We start from the raw sequence: 19,036 nt of genomic DNA on the forward strand, positions 1-19,036 counted from the left end.
TTAGAGTACATAACGCTTGTGAAATTCAAAAAAGATTTTGATGTCATTGTAGTCGGCGGTGGTCATGCGGGTACCGAAGCTGCGCTGGCGGCAGCCCGGTGCGGCGTGAAAACACTGTTGTTGACGCAAAATATCGACACCCTCGGGCAGATGAGCTGCAACCCCGCCATCGGCGGCATCGGCAAAGGCCATCTGGTTAAAGAAGTGGATGCGCTGGGCGGGATTATGGCGCAGGCCATTGACCTCGGCGGCATTCAGTTCCGTACCCTGAACGCCAGCAAAGGCCCTGCGGTCAGAGCCACGCGCGCTCAGGCTGACCGTAAGCTCTATAAGCAGGCGGTCAGAAGTGCGCTGGAAAATCAGCCCAACCTGTCCATCTTTCAGCAGACCGTATCCGATCTGATGGTGGAAGGCGACAGAGTGGTCGGCGTTAAAACCCAAATGGGCTTGAGCTTTGCAGCCAGAGCCGTGGTCTTGACGGCCGGGACTTTTTTGGCCGGCAAAATCCACATCGGTCTGGAAAATTACAGCGGCGGCCGTGCCGGCGATGCGGCTTCGATTGCCTTGGCCGAGCGTCTGCGCGAATTGCCTTTCCGCATCGACCGCTTGAAGACCGGCACGCCGCCGCGCATCGACGGCCGCACGATCGATTTCAGCAAATTGGAAGTGCAGCACGGCGATGATCCGGTGCCGGTGTTCTCCTTTCTCGGCAAGCGCGAACAGCACCCGCGGCAAGTGCCCTGTCACATAACGCGCACTAACGGCAAGACCCACGACATCATCCGCTCCGGCCTGGATCGCTCGCCGCTGTATTCCGGCATCATAGAAGGCATCGGCCCGCGTTATTGTCCGTCCATTGAAGACAAAATCGTGCGTTTTGCCGACCGGGATTCGCATCAGATTTTTGTCGAGCCGGAAGGCTTGGACACGCATGAGATCTATCCGAACGGCATCTCCACCAGCCTGCCTTTCGATGTCCAGTATGAACTCGTGCGTTCGATGCTGGGCTTTGAGAATGCGGAAATTCTGCGTCCCGGCTACGCCATTGAATATGACTTCTTTGACCCGCGAGATCTGAAATTCTCGCTGGAAACCAAGCACATGCAGGCGCTGTTTTTCGCAGGACAGATCAACGGCACGACCGGTTATGAAGAAGCGGCTGCGCAGGGGCTGATCGCCGGCCTGAATGCGGCGCGCCTGGTGCAGGGGCTGGATAGCTGGTGCCCAGGGCGCGATGAGGCTTATATCGGCGTCATGATCGACGATCTGATCACACGCGGCACGCAGGAGCCGTACCGCATGTTCACCAGCCGTGCCGAATATAGGCTGTTGTTGCGGGAAGACAATGCCGATCTGCGCTTGACGGAGAAAGGCCGTGAACTCGGTCTGGTCGACGATGAGCGCTGGCAGGCTTTCGAAACCAAGCGCGAAGCCATCGCCAAGCTGCAGGGCGACCTGAAAAAGCGATGGGTCAGAGCTGAAACCGAGGAAGCCGGACAGGTCGCCGAATACTGGGGCAAGCCTTTGGTGCGCGAAAGCAATTTGATGGATTTACTGCGCCGGCCGGAAGTCGACATCAACCGGCTGCTGTCGTTTTTAGGCATTGATGAGGCCATTCCTGAGCAGGTTGCCGAGCAGGTTGAAATTCAGGCCAAATATGCCGGTTACATAGACAGGCAGCAAACGGAGATAGACAAAGCGTTGCGTTATGATCATCTGCGGCTGCCCGAGGCAATCGACTATAAAGGCGTGCCGGGCCTTTCCAATGAAGTCAGCGAAAAGCTTAAGAATCACCGGCCTGAGACTTTAGGCCAGGCGTCGCGTATTCCCGGTATTACGCCGGCTGCCATTTCGCTGTTGCTGGTTTACCTGAAGAAGAAAAGCGCCTGATGGATGCCTGCCGTGAAATCCTGACTGCCGGGATCGAATCTTTGCGCCTATCCATTGATGAGGATAAGATCGAGCGACTGCTCGGCTTTATAAAACTGATCGAAAAATGGAATAAAGCCTATAATCTGACCGCGATACGCAACCGGGAAGAGATGGTTCGGCTGCATTTGCTCGATAGCCTGGCTGTTCTTGAGTTCGTCGAAGGCCAACGCGTGATCGATATAGGGACAGGCGCCGGATTGCCCGGTATTCCATTGGCAATCTGCCTGCCTGAAATCGAGTTTGTCCTGCTGGACAGCAATGCGAAAAAAACCCGGTTCGTGCAGCAGGCGGTTTTGGAATTAAAGCTTAAAAACGTAACCGTTTGCCACAACCGCGTGGAACAGTATCGTCCTGAGAACAGATTCAATACCGTGATCACGCGCGCGTTTGCCAGTCTGCCGGCCATTGTTGAATTGACGGGACATCTGCTCGGCAAGGGCGGCGTGGTGCTGGCGATGAAAGGTCAAAGCCCGGATGCGGAATTGGAGCACATGCCGCAAAAAACAACGGTGATACCTGTACAAGTTCCGGGAATAGAAGCTGAAAGATGTCTGGTTCGAATAGAATCACTAGAATAGACTGAGGTAAAGAAGTAGTGGCAAAAGTAATAGCCGTAACCAATCAAAAAGGCGGCGTCGGTAAAACAACCAGCAGCGTCAATCTGGCGGCATCATTGGCGGCCTTAAAGCGGCGTGTGCTGTTGGTGGATCTTGATCCGCAGGGCAATGCAGCCATGGGTTGCGGCGTCGACAAGCAGGACGTCAGCTATTCCAGTTACGATTTATTGATGGAAGATGTGCCGGTAGCGGAAACGGTGATTAATATGCCGACTATCGGTTTTTCGATTATCCCGGGCAATGCCGATTTGACCGCCGCCGAAGTGCAGCTGATGAAGGCGGAGCGCAAGGAGCAGCGTCTTGCCGATGCGCTAATACAGATTAAAGGGCAATATGATTATATTCTGATCGATTGTCCGCCGTCCTTGAATATGCTGACGTTGAATGCGATGGTGGCGGCAGATAGTCTGTTGATTCCGATGCAATGTGAATATTATGCCCTGGAAGGCTTATCCGCATTGATGAGTACGCTGAAAAATATTCAGGAAACCGTCAATCCGGAATTGCATCTGGAAGGCATAGTGCGCACGATGTTTGACGACAGAAACCGTCTGACCAAGGATGTTTCAGAGCAGTTGATTCGGTATTTCGGCGATCAGGTATTCCGGACCTGCATACCAAGGAATATTCGTTTGGCCGAAGCGCCAAGCCATGGCGTGCCGGTATTGACTTATGATAAAACATCGCGGGGCGCCAAATCCTATATGGCATTGGCAAATGAAATGATCAAAAAAGAAAAAAAATAAGTCATGACTTCAAAAAAACGTGGACTGGGTAGAGGATTGGAAGCCTTGCTGGTTGATGTGCCTGCCAAGGACGATCGTGAGAATGCAGCGGATATCTCCGCAAGTATGCAGGAGGTAGAACGGCTCAAGGCGCAGTTGTCAGCAACAGTAGGGAAGCAAGGGGTAGAGCAACGCAGGGAGCAGTTGCCGACGACTGCAGGGAAGCAGGAGTTAGAGCAACGCAGGGAGCAGTTGCCGAGAGCCAAACAAACGCCTGCCGCCGCTGAAAGACAGCAGGCGCCTGAGACTGCTGACGAAATTGACAGTCAGGCGGTCATAGCGGCAGCCCTGATTAAAAATATTCAACGGGAAAACAGCCATCTTCTGGAAGAGGCTGAATCTTTAATAAGCTTGCTCGATGAGTTTGAGCTAATGGTCCGTCGTTTGGAAATAGACTGATTAGGCAAGGCCAAAAAGCAGCAGCTGGCCAGGATTGTTCAGCCAGCTATATGGGTAATATTGCGAGTGGCCAGGTCGAGCATCGCGCAGGCGGCCAAAAACGATTAATAAAGAAGAACGCATGACTTTAAAAAAACGTGGATTAGGTCGGGGTCTGGATGCCTTGTTAGGCGATGTTTCCGCTAAAGAGGAAAAGCAACAGATTCAGACGCTGCCAATAGAATATATGCAGCGCGGCAAGTATCAGCCGAGAAAAGATATCAATCCTGAAAAACTACAGGAATTGGCCGACTCTATCAAGGCACAGGGGATAATACAGCCTGTTGTTGTGCGAAAAATTGCCCAGGAAAAATACGAAATCATTGCCGGCGAGCGCCGCTGGCGCGCGGCACAGTTGGCAGGCTTGCAGCAGGTGCCCGTGGTTATCAAGGAAATAGATGACCGAGCGGCCATGGCGATTGCACTGATTGAAAATATTCAGAGAGAGGACCTGAATCCTCTGGAAGAAGCGGACGCGTTAAAAAGGCTACTGGATGAATTTGCCATGACGCATCAGCAAATCGCCGATGCTGTCGGCAAATCGCGGACTACCATCACCAATCTGTTGAGATTGATGGAACTGCAGCCTGAGGTAAAAAAATTGTTAGCCAACGGGCAACTGGAAATGGGTCATGCAAGAGCTCTGCTGTCATTGGATGGCGTCAAGCAGGTCGCTGCAGCCCATAAGATTGCCAATGAAGGTTTGACGGTAAGAGCGGCGGAGCGCCTGGTTAAAGATGCTCACGCTGAGCCGAAAATACAGAAGGTCAAGATTATCGATAAAGATACACTGCGCCTACAGGAAGACTTGACGGCAAAATTGGGCGCCAAGGTATTTATCAATCATAAGGAAAACGGCACCGGCAAGCTGGTCATTGCTTACTCCAGCCTTGAAGAACTGGATGGAATTCTCGAGCAGATCAGATAACTCGACAAGCAAAAAGACGAAAAACAATAACCATAATTTTAAAAAGGTTTTTCGAACTTCCTTGATTTAATGAAGACCCATAGCTATAATCGTGCGGCTATTGTGTTTGGAGCTTGAGCATGACAGCGAAAAATGAAAAGACTGTCGGTAAGATCTTAAGTTATCAGATACTTATAATAATAATAACAACAGCCGGATTTGCAGTTTTTGGGGGATGGCAAAAAGCCTTATCGCCTGCCTTGGGCGGAGCAGCAGCTTTTATTCCTAACCTTTATTTTGCTTTGCGGACTCAAAGAGCCGCAGGGCAGGAGCCTAAAAAGATCGTACGGTCTTTTTATGCTGGAGAATCGGGAAAGTTATTGTTAACAGCTGCGCTGTTCATCATGATTTTTCAAATCCCCGATATAGAAATATTACCGCTGTTAGCTGGCTATGTGTCAGCATTATCAGCTTTTTGGTTTGCGCTCATCATGCGCTGAACAATCATTTTTTAATTAGAGAGGAACGATGGCTACCGAAGCTCATGCCGCCGAAGGTGCAACCGGATATATTATTCACCATTTGACTTCGCTAAAAGTGGGCGAGGGATTTTGGACATTACATCTTGATACCTTATTTTTCTCTGCAGTGTTAGGCGGTTTGTTCATCTGGTTTTTTAAGATGGCCGCCGAGAGAGCGACAGCCGGTGTGCCGGGGCTGGTGCAAAATTTTGCAGAAATGCTGGTTGAATTTGTAGACACCCAGGTTAAAGACAGCTTCCACGGTCATAGCAAACTGATTGCGCCGCTGGCATTGACGATATTCTGCTGGGTATTCCTGTGGAACTTCATGGACTTGTTCCCGGTTGATATTCTGCCGTTGATCGGTTCGTTGATGGGCATCGAATACCTGCGCGTCGTTCCCAGTACGGATCTGAATGCGACATTCGCCATGTCGATCTCAGTTTTCTGCTTAATTATTTTCTACAGTATCAAAATAAAAGGCCCTTGGGGCTTTGCCAAGGAATTGATGTTTCAACCTTTCGGGCCATGGATGCTGCCGTTTAACCTGCTGTTGAAAGTCGTCGAAGAAATAGCAAAACCTATCTCTCTGGCACTTCGTTTGTTCGGTAACCTGTATGCCGGCGAATTGATCTTTATTTTGATTGCCTTGCTGCCTTGGTATATTCAACCCTTATTGAGTTTCCCATGGGCGGTGTTCCATATTCTGATTATCACGCTTCAGGCATTCATATTCATGGTATTGACGATTGTTTACCTGAGTATGGCGCACGAAGACCACTAATTTTTCAACTTTATATCAATACTACGTTTGGAGGTATCATGGAAATTGCATCTTTAATTGCTGATGTACAAGGTATGACTGCTGTTGCAGTTGGTCTGGTTCTAGGTCTGGGTGCTTTGGGAACCGCTATCGGTTTCGGTCTGCTGGGTGGAAAATTCCTGGAAGGTGCGGCTCGTCAACCAGAAATGGTTCCTATGCTGCAAGTTAAAATGTTCATTGTTGCGGGTCTGTTGGACGCGGTAACCATGATCGGTGTTGGTTTGGCGCTGTTCTTCACATTCGCTAACCCATTCCTGTCTGCTGTACAAGCCGCCGCAGCTGGTTAATTGAAGCTGTCTAAATTTAATCGCAACAAGAGGAACGCATCGTGAGTATCAATGCTACTCTGATTGGGCAAATGATTACATTTGCACTTCTGGTATGGTTTACCATGAAGTACGTATGGCCACCTTTATTTGACTCTTTAGAAGAACGCAAGAAGAAAATCGCTGACGGTTTGGCTGCGGCTGAAAAAGGTCAGGAAGAAATGCAACTGGCTGAGAAAAAAGCCAAGAACGTTTTAAAAGAAGCTAAAGAACAATCCTCTGAGATTGTTAATCTGGCTCAGAAACGCGCTAATGAAATTGTCGAGGAATCAAAAGAAATCGCTAAAAAAGAAGGCGAACGTATGATTTTGGCAGCTCAAGCGCAAATTGAGCAAGAAATGCAACAGGCTAAAGAAGGTTTGCGTCAAGAAGTGGCGGCTTTGGCGGTGAGCGTAGCAGAACAGATTCTGAATGCGGAAATCGATAAAGCCAAACACCAAGACATCATCAGCAAAGTCTCTAATCAACTAGGTTAAGCATAATGAGCGAACTGGCAACATTGGCAAGGCCTTACGCAGCGGCAGTATTCAAAAGAGCCAAAGAAACCGATACGACGGCTAAATGGTCGCAAAGTTTGGCATTTATGTCGGCTGTCCTGAGTGATAAAGAAATTTCTGTTGTAGTGGATAACCCCAAAGTAACTAAAGAAAGGTTATCAGCACTGATGCTTGATATCTGCCAGGGACAAGTTGATGGAGAGAGTGCGAATTTTCTGAAATTGCTTGTTCAAAACAATCGATTGACTTTACTGCCTTACATTGCGGAAATTTTTGAAGCATATAAAGCGGACGATGAAGGTTATATCGATGTTGAAGTAGTGACTGCTTATCCATTCTCCAAAGAAGAAAAGCAGAAGTTCGCTTCAAAACTGGAAAAGACACTGAGCAAAAAAGTTCATATGAACGCAACCGTAGATAAATCCTTGATCGGCGGCGTTCTGGTGCGGGCAGGCGACAGAGTAATTGACGGATCCATCAAAGGCCAGCTTCAACAATTAGCAAAAAGGCTCTAAATCTAGAGTGAGAAACAGAACATGCAATTAAACCCATCTGAAATAAGTGATCTGATTAAAAAGAAGATCGAAAACTTCGACCTGAGCGCCGAAGCCCATACAGAAGGTACTGTAGTCAGTGTGACTGACGGTATTGTAAGAATACATGGTCTTTCTGAAGCTATGCAGGGCGAGATGTTGGAGTTCCCTGGCAATACCTACGGGATGGCGCTTAACCTTGAAAGAGATTCAGTCGGTGCGGTGGTATTAGGTTCATACCAGCACATCTCTGAAGGCGATACCGTAAAATGCACCGGTAGAATTCTGGAAGTACCGGTCGGTGAAGCGCTTCTGGGCCGCGTTGTTGATGCGCTTGGCAATCCTATCGATGGCAAAGGCGCCATTGAAACCCAAGAAAGCTCGCCAATTGAAAAAATCGCTCCCGGCGTTATTGCACGTCAATCAGTTGATCAACCTGTCCAAATAGGTTTGAAATCCATCGATGCGATGATTCCTGTCGGCCGCGGCCAGCGTGAGTTAATCATCGGCGACAGACAAACCGGTAAAACCGCCATCGCGGTTGATGCGATCATCAACCAAAAAGGCACCGGCATCAAATGTATTTATGTCGCTATCGGCCAAAAACGTTCATCCATTGCCAACGTTGTGCGCAAACTGGAAGAGCATGGTGCGATGGAACACACTATTATCGTTGCCGCATCTGCTTCTGAATCAGCCGCTTTACAATTCATTGCGCCTTACACCGGTTGCTCAATGGGGGAATACTTCAGAGACCGCGGAGAAGATGCGCTGATCATTTATGACGACTTGACCAAACAAGCCTGGGCTTATCGTCAGGTGTCTTTGTTGCTGCGTCGTCCACCGGGACGTGAAGCGTATCCTGGCGACGTGTTCTACTTGCACTCTCGTTTGCTGGAAAGAGCGGCACGTATCAACGCTGATGAAGTTGAAAAACTGACTGGCGGCAAAGTGAAAGGTAAAACCGGCTCATTGACAGCCTTGCCTATCATCGAAACCCAAGGCGGCGACGTATCGGCTTTCGTACCGACCAACGTAATTTCCATTACGGACGGTCAGATTTTCCTTGAAACCGACTTGTTCAACTCCGGTATCCGTCCTGCGGTTAACGCCGGTTTATCGGTATCGCGTGTAGGTGGTGCGGCACAGACCAAGATCATCAAGAAATTGGGCGGCGGTATCCGTCTTGACTTGGCTCAATACCGTGAGCTGGCAGCTTTCGCTCAGTTTGCATCGGATCTGGATGAAAGCACCCGTAAGCAGATCGAGCGCGGCCAACGCGTGACTGAATTGATGAAGCAAAACCAGTATTCACCAATGTCAGTCGCACAAATGGCGGTTTCACTGTTTGCTGCCAACGAAGGTTTCCTGGATAACGTAGAAGTTAACAAAGTCCTTGATTTTGAAGCTGCTTTACAGTCGTACATGAAGTCAGAACATGCAGAATTAATGAGTACCATTAATGCAACTGGCGATTTTAACGATGAAATCAGGCAGGGTATGCTGACTGCTATTCAAACTTTCATCAAAACTCATAGTTGGTAAAAGGGTCTTCAAATGGCTGTTGGTAAAGAAATACGCACAAAGATTGCGAGTATCAAGAATACTCAAAAGATCACTCGGGCAATGGAGATGGTTGCGGCGAGTAAAATGCGTAAAACAAAAGACAGAATGCAGGCAACACGTCCATATTCCCAAAAAATCGGCCGGATCATTAAACATCTGGCCCATGCCAATCCGGAATATAAACACTCTTTTCTCATTAAGCGTGAGGTTAAGCGGGTTGGGATCATTGTAATAAGCTCTGACAGGGGGTTGTGCGGCGGTCTGAATTCAAACTTGTTCAGAAAAACGCTGACACAGTTATCGCAATGGGACAAAGCAAACATTGATGTAGATGTTTGTACGATTGGCACAAAGGCTGCCGGCTTTTTTGGCAATCTGAAAACGAACATGGTCGGACAGGTTTCCAAACTAGGTGACACTCCGCACCTGCAGGATATCGTCGGCATCATTAAAATCATGTTGGACGCTTATGAGCAGGGCACTATCGATGAATTGTATGTCGTATACAATGAATTCGTGAACACCATGACTCAAAGACCAACTGTTGAAAAGTTGCTGCCTGTAGTAGCGGAAGAGATCGAAGAAAAACTGAGCAGTCATTGGGATTATATTTATGAGCCCGATGCCAAGGAAGTTCTGGATCACTTGCTGACCCGTTATATCGAGTCGATCGTCTACCAAGGCCTGGTTGAAAACAATGCCTGTGAGCAGGCTGCCAGAATGGTCGCCATGAAGAGCGCTTCGGATAATGCCGGCAGTCTTATCGGTGAGCTGCAGCTGGTTTACAACAAAGCCAGACAAGCCGCTATCACGCAGGAAATTTCAGAAATTGTTGCCGGTGCCGCAGCTGTTTAAGCCTTTAAGCCCAAGCAAAAACGACACAAATTATAAGAGGACAACTCAATGAGTTCGGGTAAAATCGTTCAGATTATTGGTGCGGTTGTTGACGTGGAATTCCCGCGTGAAGCACTGCCCAAAGTATATGATGCATTAAATGTAGAAGGAAAAGACCTGGTATTGGAAGTGCAACAGCAATTGGGTGACGGTGTAGTCAGATCGATTGCGATGGGTAGCACCGATGGCTTAAGCAGAGGCTTGACCGTTAGCAACACCGATGCCCCCATTTCAGTGCCGGTCGGACAGGAAACCTTAGGCCGTATTATGAACGTCTTAGGTCAGCCTATCGATGAAAAAGGCCCTATCGGCGAAAAACAAAAATGGGGCATCCATCGCAGCGCACCTTCTTATGACCAACAGGCGGCTGCCAACGAATTGCTGGAAACCGGCATCAAGGTTATCGACCTGGTCTGCCCATTCAGTAAAGGCGGTAAAGTCGGACTGTTCGGCGGTGCGGGTGTAGGCAAGACCGTTAACATGATGGAATTGATCCGTAACATCGCGATCGAGCACAGCGGTTATTCCGTGTTTGCCGGCGTAGGCGAGCGTACGCGTGAAGGAAACGACTTCTATCACGAAATGACCGATTCAAACGTTATCGACAAAGTATCGCTGGTTTACGGCCAGATGAACGAGCCGCCAGGAAACAGATTACGCGTGGCGCTGACCGGTTTGACCATGGCGGAATATTTCCGTGACGAAGGCCGCGACGTGCTGTTCTTCGTCGACAACATTTACCGTTACACCCTGGCGGGTACCGAGGTATCGGCATTGTTAGGCCGTATGCCTTCTGCGGTAGGTTATCAGCCGACGCTGGCGGAAGAGATGGGCGTGTTGCAGGAACGTATTACCTCAACGAAAACCGGCTCTATTACCTCTATCCAGGCCGTTTACGTACCTGCGGACGACTTGACCGACCCGTCGCCTGCAACCACGTTCGCGCATTTGGATGCGACCGTCGTACTGTCTCGTCAGATTGCCGAGCTGGGTATTTATCCTGCGATCGATCCTCTGGATTCAACCAGCCGCCAGCTCGATCCGCTGGTTATCGGCCAGGAGCACTATGACGTGGCGCGTAAAGTTCAAGGTACACTGCAACGCTATAAAGAGCTGAGAGACATTATCGCGATCCTGGGTATGGACGAGTTGTCGGAAGAAGACAAGCTGACGGTGGCCAGAGCGCGTAAAATCCAGCGTTTCCTGTCTCAGCCTTTCTTCGTTGCCGAAGTATTCACCGGCTCACCGGGCAAATATGTTTCACTGAAAGATACAATCGCAGGCTTCAAAGGCATTATTGACGGCGAATACGACAATATCCCTGAACAAGCTTTCTACATGGTCGGCACCATTGACGAAGCGCTTGAAAAAGCGAAAGGCATGAAGTAAGCCTCCATACTTTATAGATGTATCTCCCGGTTCAATGGCCGGGAGAGATTGAAACAGGTAACCGATAATGACCATGACCGTACATGTAGACATCGTAAGTGCAGAAAAGGAGATATTTTCCGGATTAGCGGAAATGGTATTTGCTCCGGCTGAACTTGGCGAAGTGGGTATTACCCCACGTCATGCTCCATTAATATCAAGACTGAAGCCCGGCGAAGTGCGGGTTAAAGTGAGCGATAAAGAAAGTTATCCGTTCTATGTATCAGGCGGCATTCTGGAAGTGCAGCCTCATGTGGTTACCATTCTGGCTGATACGGCAATTAGAGCGAAAGATATTGATGAAGCGGCCGCCCTGGAAGCCAAACATAGAGCTGAAGAAGCTCTGGCTGACAAATCCAGCAAGATTGATTATGCAACAGCCCAGGCGCAATTGCTTGAAGCGATGATGCAGCTGAGAACACTGGACAGGCTGAGAAAGCGCGGCGGATAAAAATAACTGGCTTAGGCCTAGAAAAACCCGTTAACGTGTTCACGTTATCGGGTTTTTTTTTATTTTAAGAAATTTTTACGATTATAATTTCGTAAGCCATAATCTCAGGCGCAATTGTTCGAGGCTGGAATCAAATTAAGAGCATTGGATAGGCTTAAAAAAGCGCGACACATAAAAGAAAACAGGGCTTGGACGATCTGAAAGCTTAAGTAGCTTAAGCCGCGTTATCCGGTTTTTTATCTAAAGGAATATAAACATGAAAATTAAGACTATCATTCTGGCAGCCGGCAAAGGGACGCGTATGCGTTCAGAGCTGCCCAAAATACTGCATAAAATTGCCGATAAACCTTTGCTGAAACATGTTTACGACATGAGCAGGCAGCTGGAAAACAACAGCATCAAAATTGTCTACGGCCATGGCGCCGAACTGGTAAGAGAAACGCTCAGCGATCTGGACGCCGTCTGGATAGAACAAAAGGAACAGCTGGGCACGGGTCATGCTGTGCAGCAAGTCAGTGATCTGATATCGGACACGGACAAGGTGCTGATTCTTTATGGCGATGTGCCTTTGCTGAAACTGTCATCAGTCAAACAGCTGATTTCCAGCGTCAATGAGCAAGCGCTCGCCTTGCTGACCGTCAATCTCGAAAACCCAACCGGTTACGGCCGGATAGTCAGGAATGCAGCGGGTCAAGTCAACAGGATTGTCGAAGAAAAAGACGCCGACGCTCAAGAGAAACTGATCAATGAAGTCAACACCGGCATCATGGCGATGCCCGGCAATAAACTGAAAAAATGGCTGAATCAGTTGAATAACAGCAATGCGCAAGGCGAATATTATTTAACGGATATCATTGAAATGGCCGTCGCCGATGGTGTTGCTATCGTCACGAGTCAGCCCGAAACAGTCGATGAAGTGCTGGGCGTAAACAACCGCATACAGCTCAGCCACCTGGAGCGCGTTTATCAACAGGAGCAGGCCAATAAACTCATGGAACGGGGCGTTACATTAAGAGACCCAGCCCGGTTCGATCTGCGCGGCTCGATAGAAACGCTAGGCCAGGATATTGAAATTGATGTCAATGTGATTCTGGAAGGCAAAAACAGCATCGGCAGCCATGTCAAAATAGGTGCTAATACGCATATAAAAAACTCCATTATTGGCGATAATGTTGAGATTCTCGATTTATGCGTCATAGAGAACGCCGTCATAGGGAACGGCAGCAGAATCGGTCCTTATGCCAGATTGAGACCGGAAAGTGTTCTGGCCGAAGATGTGCATATCGGTAATTTCGTGGAAATCAAAAAATCATCGGTCGCGGCCGGCAGCAAGATCAATCACTTAAGCTATATCGGCGATACGGCCGTAGGCAGCAAGGTAAATATCGGCGCCGGAACCATTACCTGCAATTATGACGGCGTGAACAAGTTTCGAACAACCATTGGAGACGGCGCTTTTATCGGCTCCAATACCCAACTGGTCGCCCCGGTAACGGTCGGCAAAAACGCTACCATAGGCGCCGGCTCCACGATCACTAGAGATGCCCCTGAGAATCAATTGACCTTGGGCAGGGCAAGACAAACGACTATAGAAGGATGGCAACGCCCCGTTAAACGCGACTGATGGTTGCAGGAGTTTGTACAATGTCAGGAATAATTGTCGAGGAAAAATAATATGTGTGGAATTGTAGGTGGTGTAGCGCAGCGGAGTGTAGTTCCTATCTTGCTAGAGGGATTGAAGCGGTTGGAATACCGCGGATACGACTCGGCAGGGCTGGCGGTCATAAGCGGGCGGGAAATATACCGGAAACGGGAACTGGGGAAGGTGAAAGGCCTGGAAGCCTTGCTCCAGGCCGATCCTATCGCCGGCAACATCGGCATAGCCCATACCCGATGGGCAACTCACGGCAAACCGAGCACGGCCAATGCGCATCCGCATATCAGCGGCAACAAAGTGGCCGTGGTTCATAACGGCATTATCGAAAACCACGAGCGATTACGCGGTCTTCAACTGGAGAAAGGCTACAAGTTCACGTCGGAAACCGATACCGAAGTCGTCGTCCATGAAATATACGATGCTCTGGAGACCTCGACTGGCCTATTAAATGCCGTCCAGAAGACCGTGAAAAAATTCGAAGGCGCCTATGCCTTGGGCATCATGAGTATCGATTATCCCGATACGCTGATTGCTTGCCGAAAAGGCAGTCCTCTGGTGATCGGCGTCGGCATTGGCGAATATTTCATCGCATCGGATGTTGCCGCCCTGCTGCCGGTCACGCAACGGTTTATTTTTCTGGAAGACGGCGATATAGCCGAGATAACGATAGGCAAGGTCGTTATCTACGATGCCAATGACAACATCGTCAATCGCCCTATCAAAACCAGCCAGCTGAAAATCGATTCTGTCGATAAAGGCGAATATCGCCATTACATGCTGAAGGAGGTTTATGAGCAGCCCTGGGCCGTCTCGGAAACGCTGGAAGGCCGGTTCATCAACAACCGCCTGGAAGAGAGTTCAATCGGACATAATGCCGGCGACATTTTCGATAAGGTGAAATCCGTGCAAATCCTGGCTTGCGGAACCAGTTACCACGCTGGACTGGTGGCGCGCTACTGGTTTGAAAAACTGGCCCGCGTGCCTTGCAATATTGAAGTCGCCAGTGAATTCCGCTACAGGCAACCAGTATTGTCGGAAGACACCCTGATTGTCACGATTTCGCAATCCGGTGAAACGGCCGATACGCTGGCCGCGCTGCAGGAGGCGAAAAAGTTGGGCGCGAAGTATTCATTAGCCGTTTGCAACGTGCCGGAAAGCTCGCTGATCAGGGAATCCGACCTGGTGTTAATGACACGGGCCGGCGCGGAGATCGGCGTGGCCTCGACAAAAGCCTTTACCACCCAGCTGGTGGCGCTGATGCTGTTGGTTATTGCTGTCGGCAGGCGATTTGGACTGACGGAGAAACTTGAGCAGAAGATAACGTCCGAATTATTCAACCTGCCTGAAAAAATTGGACAGGTCTTGCAGTTGAATGAGCAAATCAAGGCATTATCGGAGCAGTTTGCGGAAAAACAGCATGCGCTGTTCCTCGGCAGAGGCACGCATTACCCGATAGCGATGGAAGGCTCACTAAAACTCAAGGAAATTTCCTATATCCATGCCGAAGCTTATCCGGCAGGCGAACTGAAGCATGGGCCTTTGGCGCTGATAGACGCGGACATGCCAGTCATTACCGTAGCACCGAACAACAGCCTGTTGGAAAAGCTGAAATCCAACATGCAGGAAGTCAGTGCGCGCGGCGGCCAGCTGATCGTTTTCATGGATGAGACGCTGGCGTCCGAAAGCAGCGAGAATGTCCAGATCATCAAAGTGCCGCAAGTCGAGAATGAAACGGCGCCTATTGTTTATGCCGTACCGCTGCAGCTGCTGGCCTATCATGTCGCCGTGTTGAAAGGCACCGATGTCGATCAGCCTAGGAATCTGGCAAAATCGGTGACAGTGGAATAGGGTTTTGGGCGGCTTAAATCGCCTGTTGTGAGAGGGCAATAAAGTTTCATACCAGGCAATAAAATATCATACTAGGCAATAAAGTTGCATACTAAAGCCATCCGTTCTAGACTCAGCTTGAGAAATGATTGGACGGCTTTTTTATGGCGCAAAAAAATTACTCTAATACAGAAATAAAGAGCCAAAAGTGGATAAAAGAAGGGCGTGGTTCCGGGCATGGCAGTGAATATAAACCTTGGTTGACTGTTAGAGATGTGCCATCAGAGGGACGTTCTCACCGCATTTTTGGCCACAAGTCCAAGCGTATTCATCATCTTCTTTCTGATCTTGAGCTAGCCGTATTTTTTGCTCTTGAGTGGCACAAGGATACTGTAGACATCCGAGAGCAATTTCCATTGCGATTAGAGGAAACCAAAGTACTGGCTGATGAGGCAGGGATTCAGCATCCAGCATATCAGGGAGTATTGCAAATTATGACTTCTGACTTTTTGGTCAACACTGAAGACCCTCGAAGGCCAAAATTTGCCTTACAAGCCAAGTATTCTGAGACATTGCAAGATTCTAGAACGATTGAAAAACTGGAGCTTGAGCGTCGATATTGGTTTAGGAAATCAGTACCATGGATGTTAGTAACTGAGCAGGATATTCCGAAAGTTTTATTTCAGAATATCGGTTGGCTTTATCCAGCTCAGCGAGATCAGTTGGATGAAGAGACGATGCTCGAACGTGTTGCAATATACAAGCAACATTTTCAGCGAGCTCCTAACAAAACACTGATTGATGTCGCGAAGCAATTGGACGTGGCCTACAATTTGCCGGCAGGACATTCTTTATTAGAAATAAGGCTGCTCTTGGCAAGCCGATGTTTCTTGTTCGATATCTTTAAGCCTTTAACTGCATTGAAAGCGGGTGAGTTGAGGGCTGAAAATATGAATACTATATCGGAGGCGCTTCGTGTTTCGAATCAATGAAGTGCTTAGCTTTGAAAACAAGCTTTATCGCATTCTGGCGGATGTATCGGAAGAACTGGTCTGGATTTCCATGGAGGACGAAGCAGCACTTCCATCTGTGGTATCGAAAAAGGAATTAATTAATGCTATCGATACAGAGATATTGAGAAGGGCTGGAGACCCTTTCGAAAAACTATCTTTTGTTCTATTAGAAGAGGATTCATCTGCCAGAGTAAAAAGGGATAAAAACTATGATCTGATTAAGCCTGTCATTTTAGATCCGCAATTTTACAAGCCCAAAGTAAGATTTTCTATTATCAGTCAGATTATTGCTGAACAGAGATCAACAAAACAAACGCTTTATCGGCTCCTTCGCCGCTATTGGCAACGAGGGCAAACACCAAATGCGCTACTACCCGACTATATAAACTCGGGTGGCAAAGGAAAAAAACGCGCTGCAAAAGATAAGAAGTTGGGGCGGCCAAGAGTTTATACACCGGGAGTTGGAGCTATCGTTGATGAGCGTGTGAAAAAAATGTTCAGGATAACGATTGATCGTTATTTACTCACAGATGATAAACATTCACTCCCATATGCACATCGGAAGTTTCAGTCTTTATATGAAAGCAATTATCCAGATATACCTGAATCAGAAATTCCAACTATTTGGCAAATGCGCCATTTCTACAGGCGTGAATATAGCCAGGTAGAGAAAATCCAGAAACGTAGTAATAAAATTGAATACAAAAAGGATATTCAGCCATTAAATGGAACAGCGAATACCCAGGCAATGGGTCCCGGTTCCAGATATGAGATTGATGCTACGATTGCTGATATTTATTTAGTCTCAGATAGTGATCGCAAAAATATTGTCGGTAGGCCCATCGTTTATATCGTTATCGATGTGTTCAGCCGGATGATCGCGGGCTTGTATATAGGCTTCGAAAATCCCTCGTATGTTGCTGCTATGCAAGCATTGACTATGGCTATGACAGATAAGGTCGCTTATTGCAAGCAATATGATATCGATATAGAAGACACGGATTGGCCTGTTATTGGTTTACCAGATGCCATTCTTGCAGATCGTGGAGAATTACTAGGGCATCAAATCGAATCATTAGAACGAAATTTTTCCGTTAGAATTGAAAACACACCACCTTTCCGAGGGGATGCTAAAGGGACAGTCGAGCGATATTTCAAAACTATCCAAGCTGATTTTAAGCCTTTTGCTCCCGGAGTGGTGACTGGAAATACAGTAAAAAAACGTGGGGGGAGTGATTATAGATTAGATGCTGTTCTGACGGTTCATGAGTTTACGGAAATTATTCTCGCTTCCATTCTGCATCATAACCGTTTCCATATAATGAACAAATACGATCGCAGTATCGATATGCCTCCAGATTTAAATATGACCCCTTTAGCACTATGGAATTGGGGGTTGCAGCATCGGACCGGGCGACTGCGGATGGCTTCGGAAGATGCTTTGAGGGTGAGTTTATTTCCCTGTGTGAAAGGGAATATTTCAGAATTGGGGCTTTGTGTCTTCGGCATTTTTTACACCTCCCAGGAAATAATCAAGCAAGGATGTGAACCGCCCCGGATTTTTCGGAGGCCGATGGTTGTGAGTCATGCCGCCTGAGCAGACTCAGTCAGTCGTTGATAATACTTTTCTTCAGCCTCTGCCGGTGGAATGTTACCGATTGGTTCCAGCAAGCGTCGATGGTTAAACCAATCAACCCAGGCCAGTGTCGCCAGCTCCACGGCTTCCCGGTTTTTCCAGGCCTGTCGATAAATCACCTCGGCTTTATACAAGCCATTAATGGTTTCGGCTAGCGCATTGTCATAGGAATCGCCTACGCTCCCTACTGAGGCTTCGATACCGGCTTCGGCCAAACGCTCGGTATAGCGGATCGACACGTACTGCACGCCTCTGTCGCTATGGTGAATTAAACCACCTGCCGGTCTCCTGGCATAGACCGCTTGTTCGAGTGCATCCAAGACGAAATCAGTGCGAGCGGAAGCGGAAACCTTCCAGCCGACAATAAACCTGGAAAAGACGTCGATCACGAAGGCGACATAGACAAAACCTTGCCAAGTGGAAACATAGGTAAAATCGGCTACCCACAACGCATCCGGACGCTCTGCCTTAAATTGCCGATTGACGCGGTCCAATGGATAAGCCTCATCAGGGCGGCTGATCGTTGTCTTGACTGTTTTGCCGCGCACCACGCCTTGTAACCCTAGCTGGCGCATCAAACGTTCCACTGTACAACGAGCCACGTTTTTCCCTTCACGCTGCAATTGTCGCCAGACCTTACGCGCACCGTACGCTTGGAAATTGTCCTCCCAAATCCGGCGGATCTGATGGCCTAAACTCTCATCCTGTTTAGCACGGGCTGATCGCAGATTAGGATTGGCCTGACACACCGCATGCCGATAATACGTCGACGGGGCAATCGGCAATACTTTGCAGATCGGCTCGACCCCATAGACATCACGGTGATCGTCAATAAAGGCTTTCATCGTTTGAATGGGCGGTCGAGCTCCGCCTGGGCAAAATAAGCGGACGCCTTACGCAGAATTTCATTGGCTTGCCGGAGCTCACGTACTTCGCGTTCCAAGGCTTTCAACCGCTCTCGCTCTGACGTTGTCAGCTGTTCTTGTGCACCACTCGTTTTTTCGGTTTCACGTACCCAGCGACGCAGGGTTTCAGCGGTACAGCCGATTTTAGCGGCAATTGATTGAATGGCGGCCCATTGTGAGGCATATTCGCTTTGATGTTCATGCAGCATTTGAACTGCGCGCTCACGGACTTCCGGTGAAAAGTTGGTGTTGGTTTTCTTGGTCATAGCTCCATTTTCTC

At 48.6% G+C, this 19,036-nt stretch carries 19 protein-coding genes and 1 other annotated feature; of the genes, 18 read left to right on the plus strand and 1 reads right to left on the minus strand.

What is annotated here, in order from left to right; genetic code table 11:
* The first annotated feature begins 18 nt into the window (after nucleotides 1-18).
* From mnmG to ACTNE6_RS00245, 18 genes are all read left to right on the plus strand, one after another.
* The gene (gene mnmG, locus ACTNE6_RS00160; protein ID WP_194971747.1) at nucleotides 19-1,890 is read left to right on the plus strand and encodes a tRNA uridine-5-carboxymethylaminomethyl(34) synthesis enzyme MnmG; all 1,872 of its coding nucleotides are present in this window, start codon (nucleotides 19-21) and stop codon (nucleotides 1,888-1,890) included.
* Nucleotides 1,890-2,510: a 16S rRNA (guanine(527)-N(7))-methyltransferase RsmG gene (rsmG, locus tag ACTNE6_RS00165; RefSeq protein ID WP_442498183.1), complete on the plus strand. Its 621-nt coding sequence runs from the start codon at nucleotides 1,890-1,892 to the stop codon at nucleotides 2,508-2,510. Before mnmG ends, rsmG begins: the two co-directional genes overlap by 1 nt.
* A 17-nt stretch (nucleotides 2,511-2,527) precedes the next feature.
* Entirely contained in the window at nucleotides 2,528-3,295 is a 768-nt protein-coding gene (locus tag ACTNE6_RS00170; protein WP_194971749.1) for a ParA family protein, read from the plus strand.
* Between the two features lie 3 nt (nucleotides 3,296-3,298).
* Nucleotides 3,299-3,733, plus strand: coding sequence for a hypothetical protein (locus ACTNE6_RS00175; RefSeq protein WP_442498184.1), 435 nt, complete (start codon nucleotides 3,299-3,301; stop codon nucleotides 3,731-3,733).
* Between the two features lie 121 nt (nucleotides 3,734-3,854).
* The gene (locus ACTNE6_RS00180) at nucleotides 3,855-4,700 is read left to right on the plus strand and encodes a ParB/RepB/Spo0J family partition protein (protein WP_442498185.1); all 846 of its coding nucleotides are present in this window, start codon (nucleotides 3,855-3,857) and stop codon (nucleotides 4,698-4,700) included.
* A 119-nt stretch (nucleotides 4,701-4,819) separates the two neighbouring features.
* A complete protein-coding gene (locus tag ACTNE6_RS00185; RefSeq protein WP_442498186.1) occupies nucleotides 4,820-5,179 on the plus strand; it encodes an ATP synthase subunit I in 360 nt (119 codons plus the stop codon).
* A 28-nt stretch (nucleotides 5,180-5,207) separates the two neighbouring features.
* The gene (atpB, locus tag ACTNE6_RS00190) at nucleotides 5,208-5,984 is read left to right on the plus strand and encodes a F0F1 ATP synthase subunit A (protein WP_194971753.1); all 777 of its coding nucleotides are present in this window, start codon (nucleotides 5,208-5,210) and stop codon (nucleotides 5,982-5,984) included.
* A gap of 38 nt (nucleotides 5,985-6,022) precedes the next feature.
* The gene (gene atpE, locus ACTNE6_RS00195) at nucleotides 6,023-6,310 is read left to right on the plus strand and encodes a F0F1 ATP synthase subunit C (RefSeq protein ID WP_020158728.1); all 288 of its coding nucleotides are present in this window, start codon (nucleotides 6,023-6,025) and stop codon (nucleotides 6,308-6,310) included.
* A gap of 41 nt (nucleotides 6,311-6,351) precedes the next feature.
* On the plus strand, nucleotides 6,352-6,825 hold the full coding sequence (locus ACTNE6_RS00200) for a F0F1 ATP synthase subunit B (RefSeq protein WP_194971754.1): 474 nt from the start codon (nucleotides 6,352-6,354) through the stop codon (nucleotides 6,823-6,825).
* Between the two features lie 5 nt (nucleotides 6,826-6,830).
* Nucleotides 6,831-7,361 (plus strand): F0F1 ATP synthase subunit delta, encoded by a 531-nt coding sequence (locus tag ACTNE6_RS00205; protein WP_442498187.1) that lies wholly within the window; start codon nucleotides 6,831-6,833, stop codon nucleotides 7,359-7,361.
* A 21-nt stretch (nucleotides 7,362-7,382) separates the two neighbouring features.
* On the plus strand, nucleotides 7,383-8,924 hold the full coding sequence (gene atpA, locus ACTNE6_RS00210) for a F0F1 ATP synthase subunit alpha (protein WP_194971756.1): 1,542 nt from the start codon (nucleotides 7,383-7,385) through the stop codon (nucleotides 8,922-8,924).
* A gap of 12 nt (nucleotides 8,925-8,936) precedes the next feature.
* Nucleotides 8,937-9,800, plus strand: coding sequence for a F0F1 ATP synthase subunit gamma (gene atpG, locus ACTNE6_RS00215; protein WP_442498188.1), 864 nt, complete (start codon nucleotides 8,937-8,939; stop codon nucleotides 9,798-9,800).
* A 48-nt stretch (nucleotides 9,801-9,848) separates the two neighbouring features.
* Nucleotides 9,849-11,228, plus strand: coding sequence for a F0F1 ATP synthase subunit beta (gene atpD / locus ACTNE6_RS00220; RefSeq protein ID WP_194971758.1), 1,380 nt, complete (start codon nucleotides 9,849-9,851; stop codon nucleotides 11,226-11,228).
* A 67-nt stretch (nucleotides 11,229-11,295) separates the two neighbouring features.
* A complete protein-coding gene (locus tag ACTNE6_RS00225) occupies nucleotides 11,296-11,718 on the plus strand; it encodes a F0F1 ATP synthase subunit epsilon (RefSeq protein WP_194971759.1) in 423 nt (140 codons plus the stop codon).
* Between the two features lie 256 nt (nucleotides 11,719-11,974).
* Nucleotides 11,975-13,342, plus strand: coding sequence for a bifunctional UDP-N-acetylglucosamine diphosphorylase/glucosamine-1-phosphate N-acetyltransferase GlmU (glmU, locus tag ACTNE6_RS00230; RefSeq protein WP_442498189.1), 1,368 nt, complete (start codon nucleotides 11,975-11,977; stop codon nucleotides 13,340-13,342).
* Between the two features lie 51 nt (nucleotides 13,343-13,393).
* A complete protein-coding gene (glmS, locus tag ACTNE6_RS00235; RefSeq protein WP_442498190.1) occupies nucleotides 13,394-15,223 on the plus strand; it encodes a glutamine--fructose-6-phosphate transaminase (isomerizing) in 1,830 nt (609 codons plus the stop codon).
* 143 nt (nucleotides 15,224-15,366) lie between these two features.
* The gene (locus tag ACTNE6_RS00240; RefSeq protein ID WP_442498191.1) at nucleotides 15,367-16,194 is read left to right on the plus strand and encodes a TnsA endonuclease C-terminal domain-containing protein; all 828 of its coding nucleotides are present in this window, start codon (nucleotides 15,367-15,369) and stop codon (nucleotides 16,192-16,194) included.
* Nucleotides 16,178-17,812, plus strand: a complete 1,635-nt coding sequence (locus tag ACTNE6_RS00245) for a transposase (protein ID WP_442498192.1) — start codon at nucleotides 16,178-16,180, stop codon at nucleotides 17,810-17,812. The genes ACTNE6_RS00240 and ACTNE6_RS00245 overlap by 17 nt, the downstream gene beginning before the upstream one ends.
* Here ACTNE6_RS00245 and ACTNE6_RS00250 read toward each other — a convergent pair.
* A protein-coding gene (locus tag ACTNE6_RS00250; protein ID WP_442497352.1) for an IS3 family transposase occupies nucleotides 17,800-19,022 on the minus strand; the annotation gives its coding sequence in 2 pieces (ribosomal slippage) (nucleotides 17,800-18,731 and nucleotides 18,731-19,022; 1,224 coding nt in all). The genes ACTNE6_RS00245 and ACTNE6_RS00250 overlap by 13 nt on opposite strands.
* Nucleotides 18,622-18,738: a sequence feature (AL1L pseudoknot), on the minus strand. (Overlaps the previous gene by 117 nt.)
* Nucleotides 19,023-19,036: the final 14 nt, after the last annotated feature.

Origin of the sequence: Methylobacter sp. sgz302048 (assembly GCF_052162025.1) — a bacterium.
GTDB lineage: Bacteria > Pseudomonadota > Gammaproteobacteria > Methylococcales > Methylomonadaceae > Methylobacter.

Bases quoted from the DNA above. Each gene is read 5' to 3' on its own strand.
- rsmG (WP_442498183.1), top strand. From the start codon at position 1,890: ATGGATGCCTGCCGTGAAATCCTGACTGCCGGGATCGAATCTTTGCGC.
- ACTNE6_RS00175 (WP_442498184.1), top strand. From the start codon at position 3,299: ATGACTTCAAAAAAACGTGGACTGGGTAGAGGATTGGAAGCCTTGCTG.
- ACTNE6_RS00180 (WP_442498185.1), top strand. From the start codon at position 3,855: ATGACTTTAAAAAAACGTGGATTAGGTCGGGGTCTGGATGCCTTGTTA.
- ACTNE6_RS00185 (WP_442498186.1), top strand. From the start codon at position 4,820: ATGACAGCGAAAAATGAAAAGACTGTCGGTAAGATCTTAAGTTATCAG.
- atpB (WP_194971753.1), top strand. From the start codon at position 5,208: ATGGCTACCGAAGCTCATGCCGCCGAAGGTGCAACCGGATATATTATT.
- atpE (WP_020158728.1), top strand. From the start codon at position 6,023: ATGGAAATTGCATCTTTAATTGCTGATGTACAAGGTATGACTGCTGTT.
- ACTNE6_RS00205 (WP_442498187.1), top strand. From the start codon at position 6,831: ATGAGCGAACTGGCAACATTGGCAAGGCCTTACGCAGCGGCAGTATTC.
- atpA (WP_194971756.1), top strand. From the start codon at position 7,383: ATGCAATTAAACCCATCTGAAATAAGTGATCTGATTAAAAAGAAGATC.
- atpG (WP_442498188.1), top strand. From the start codon at position 8,937: ATGGCTGTTGGTAAAGAAATACGCACAAAGATTGCGAGTATCAAGAAT.
- atpD (WP_194971758.1), top strand. From the start codon at position 9,849: ATGAGTTCGGGTAAAATCGTTCAGATTATTGGTGCGGTTGTTGACGTG.
- ACTNE6_RS00225 (WP_194971759.1), top strand. From the start codon at position 11,296: ATGACCATGACCGTACATGTAGACATCGTAAGTGCAGAAAAGGAGATA.
- glmU (WP_442498189.1), top strand. From the start codon at position 11,975: ATGAAAATTAAGACTATCATTCTGGCAGCCGGCAAAGGGACGCGTATG.
- glmS (WP_442498190.1), top strand. From the start codon at position 13,394: ATGTGTGGAATTGTAGGTGGTGTAGCGCAGCGGAGTGTAGTTCCTATC.
- ACTNE6_RS00240 (WP_442498191.1), top strand. From the start codon at position 15,367: ATGGCGCAAAAAAATTACTCTAATACAGAAATAAAGAGCCAAAAGTGG.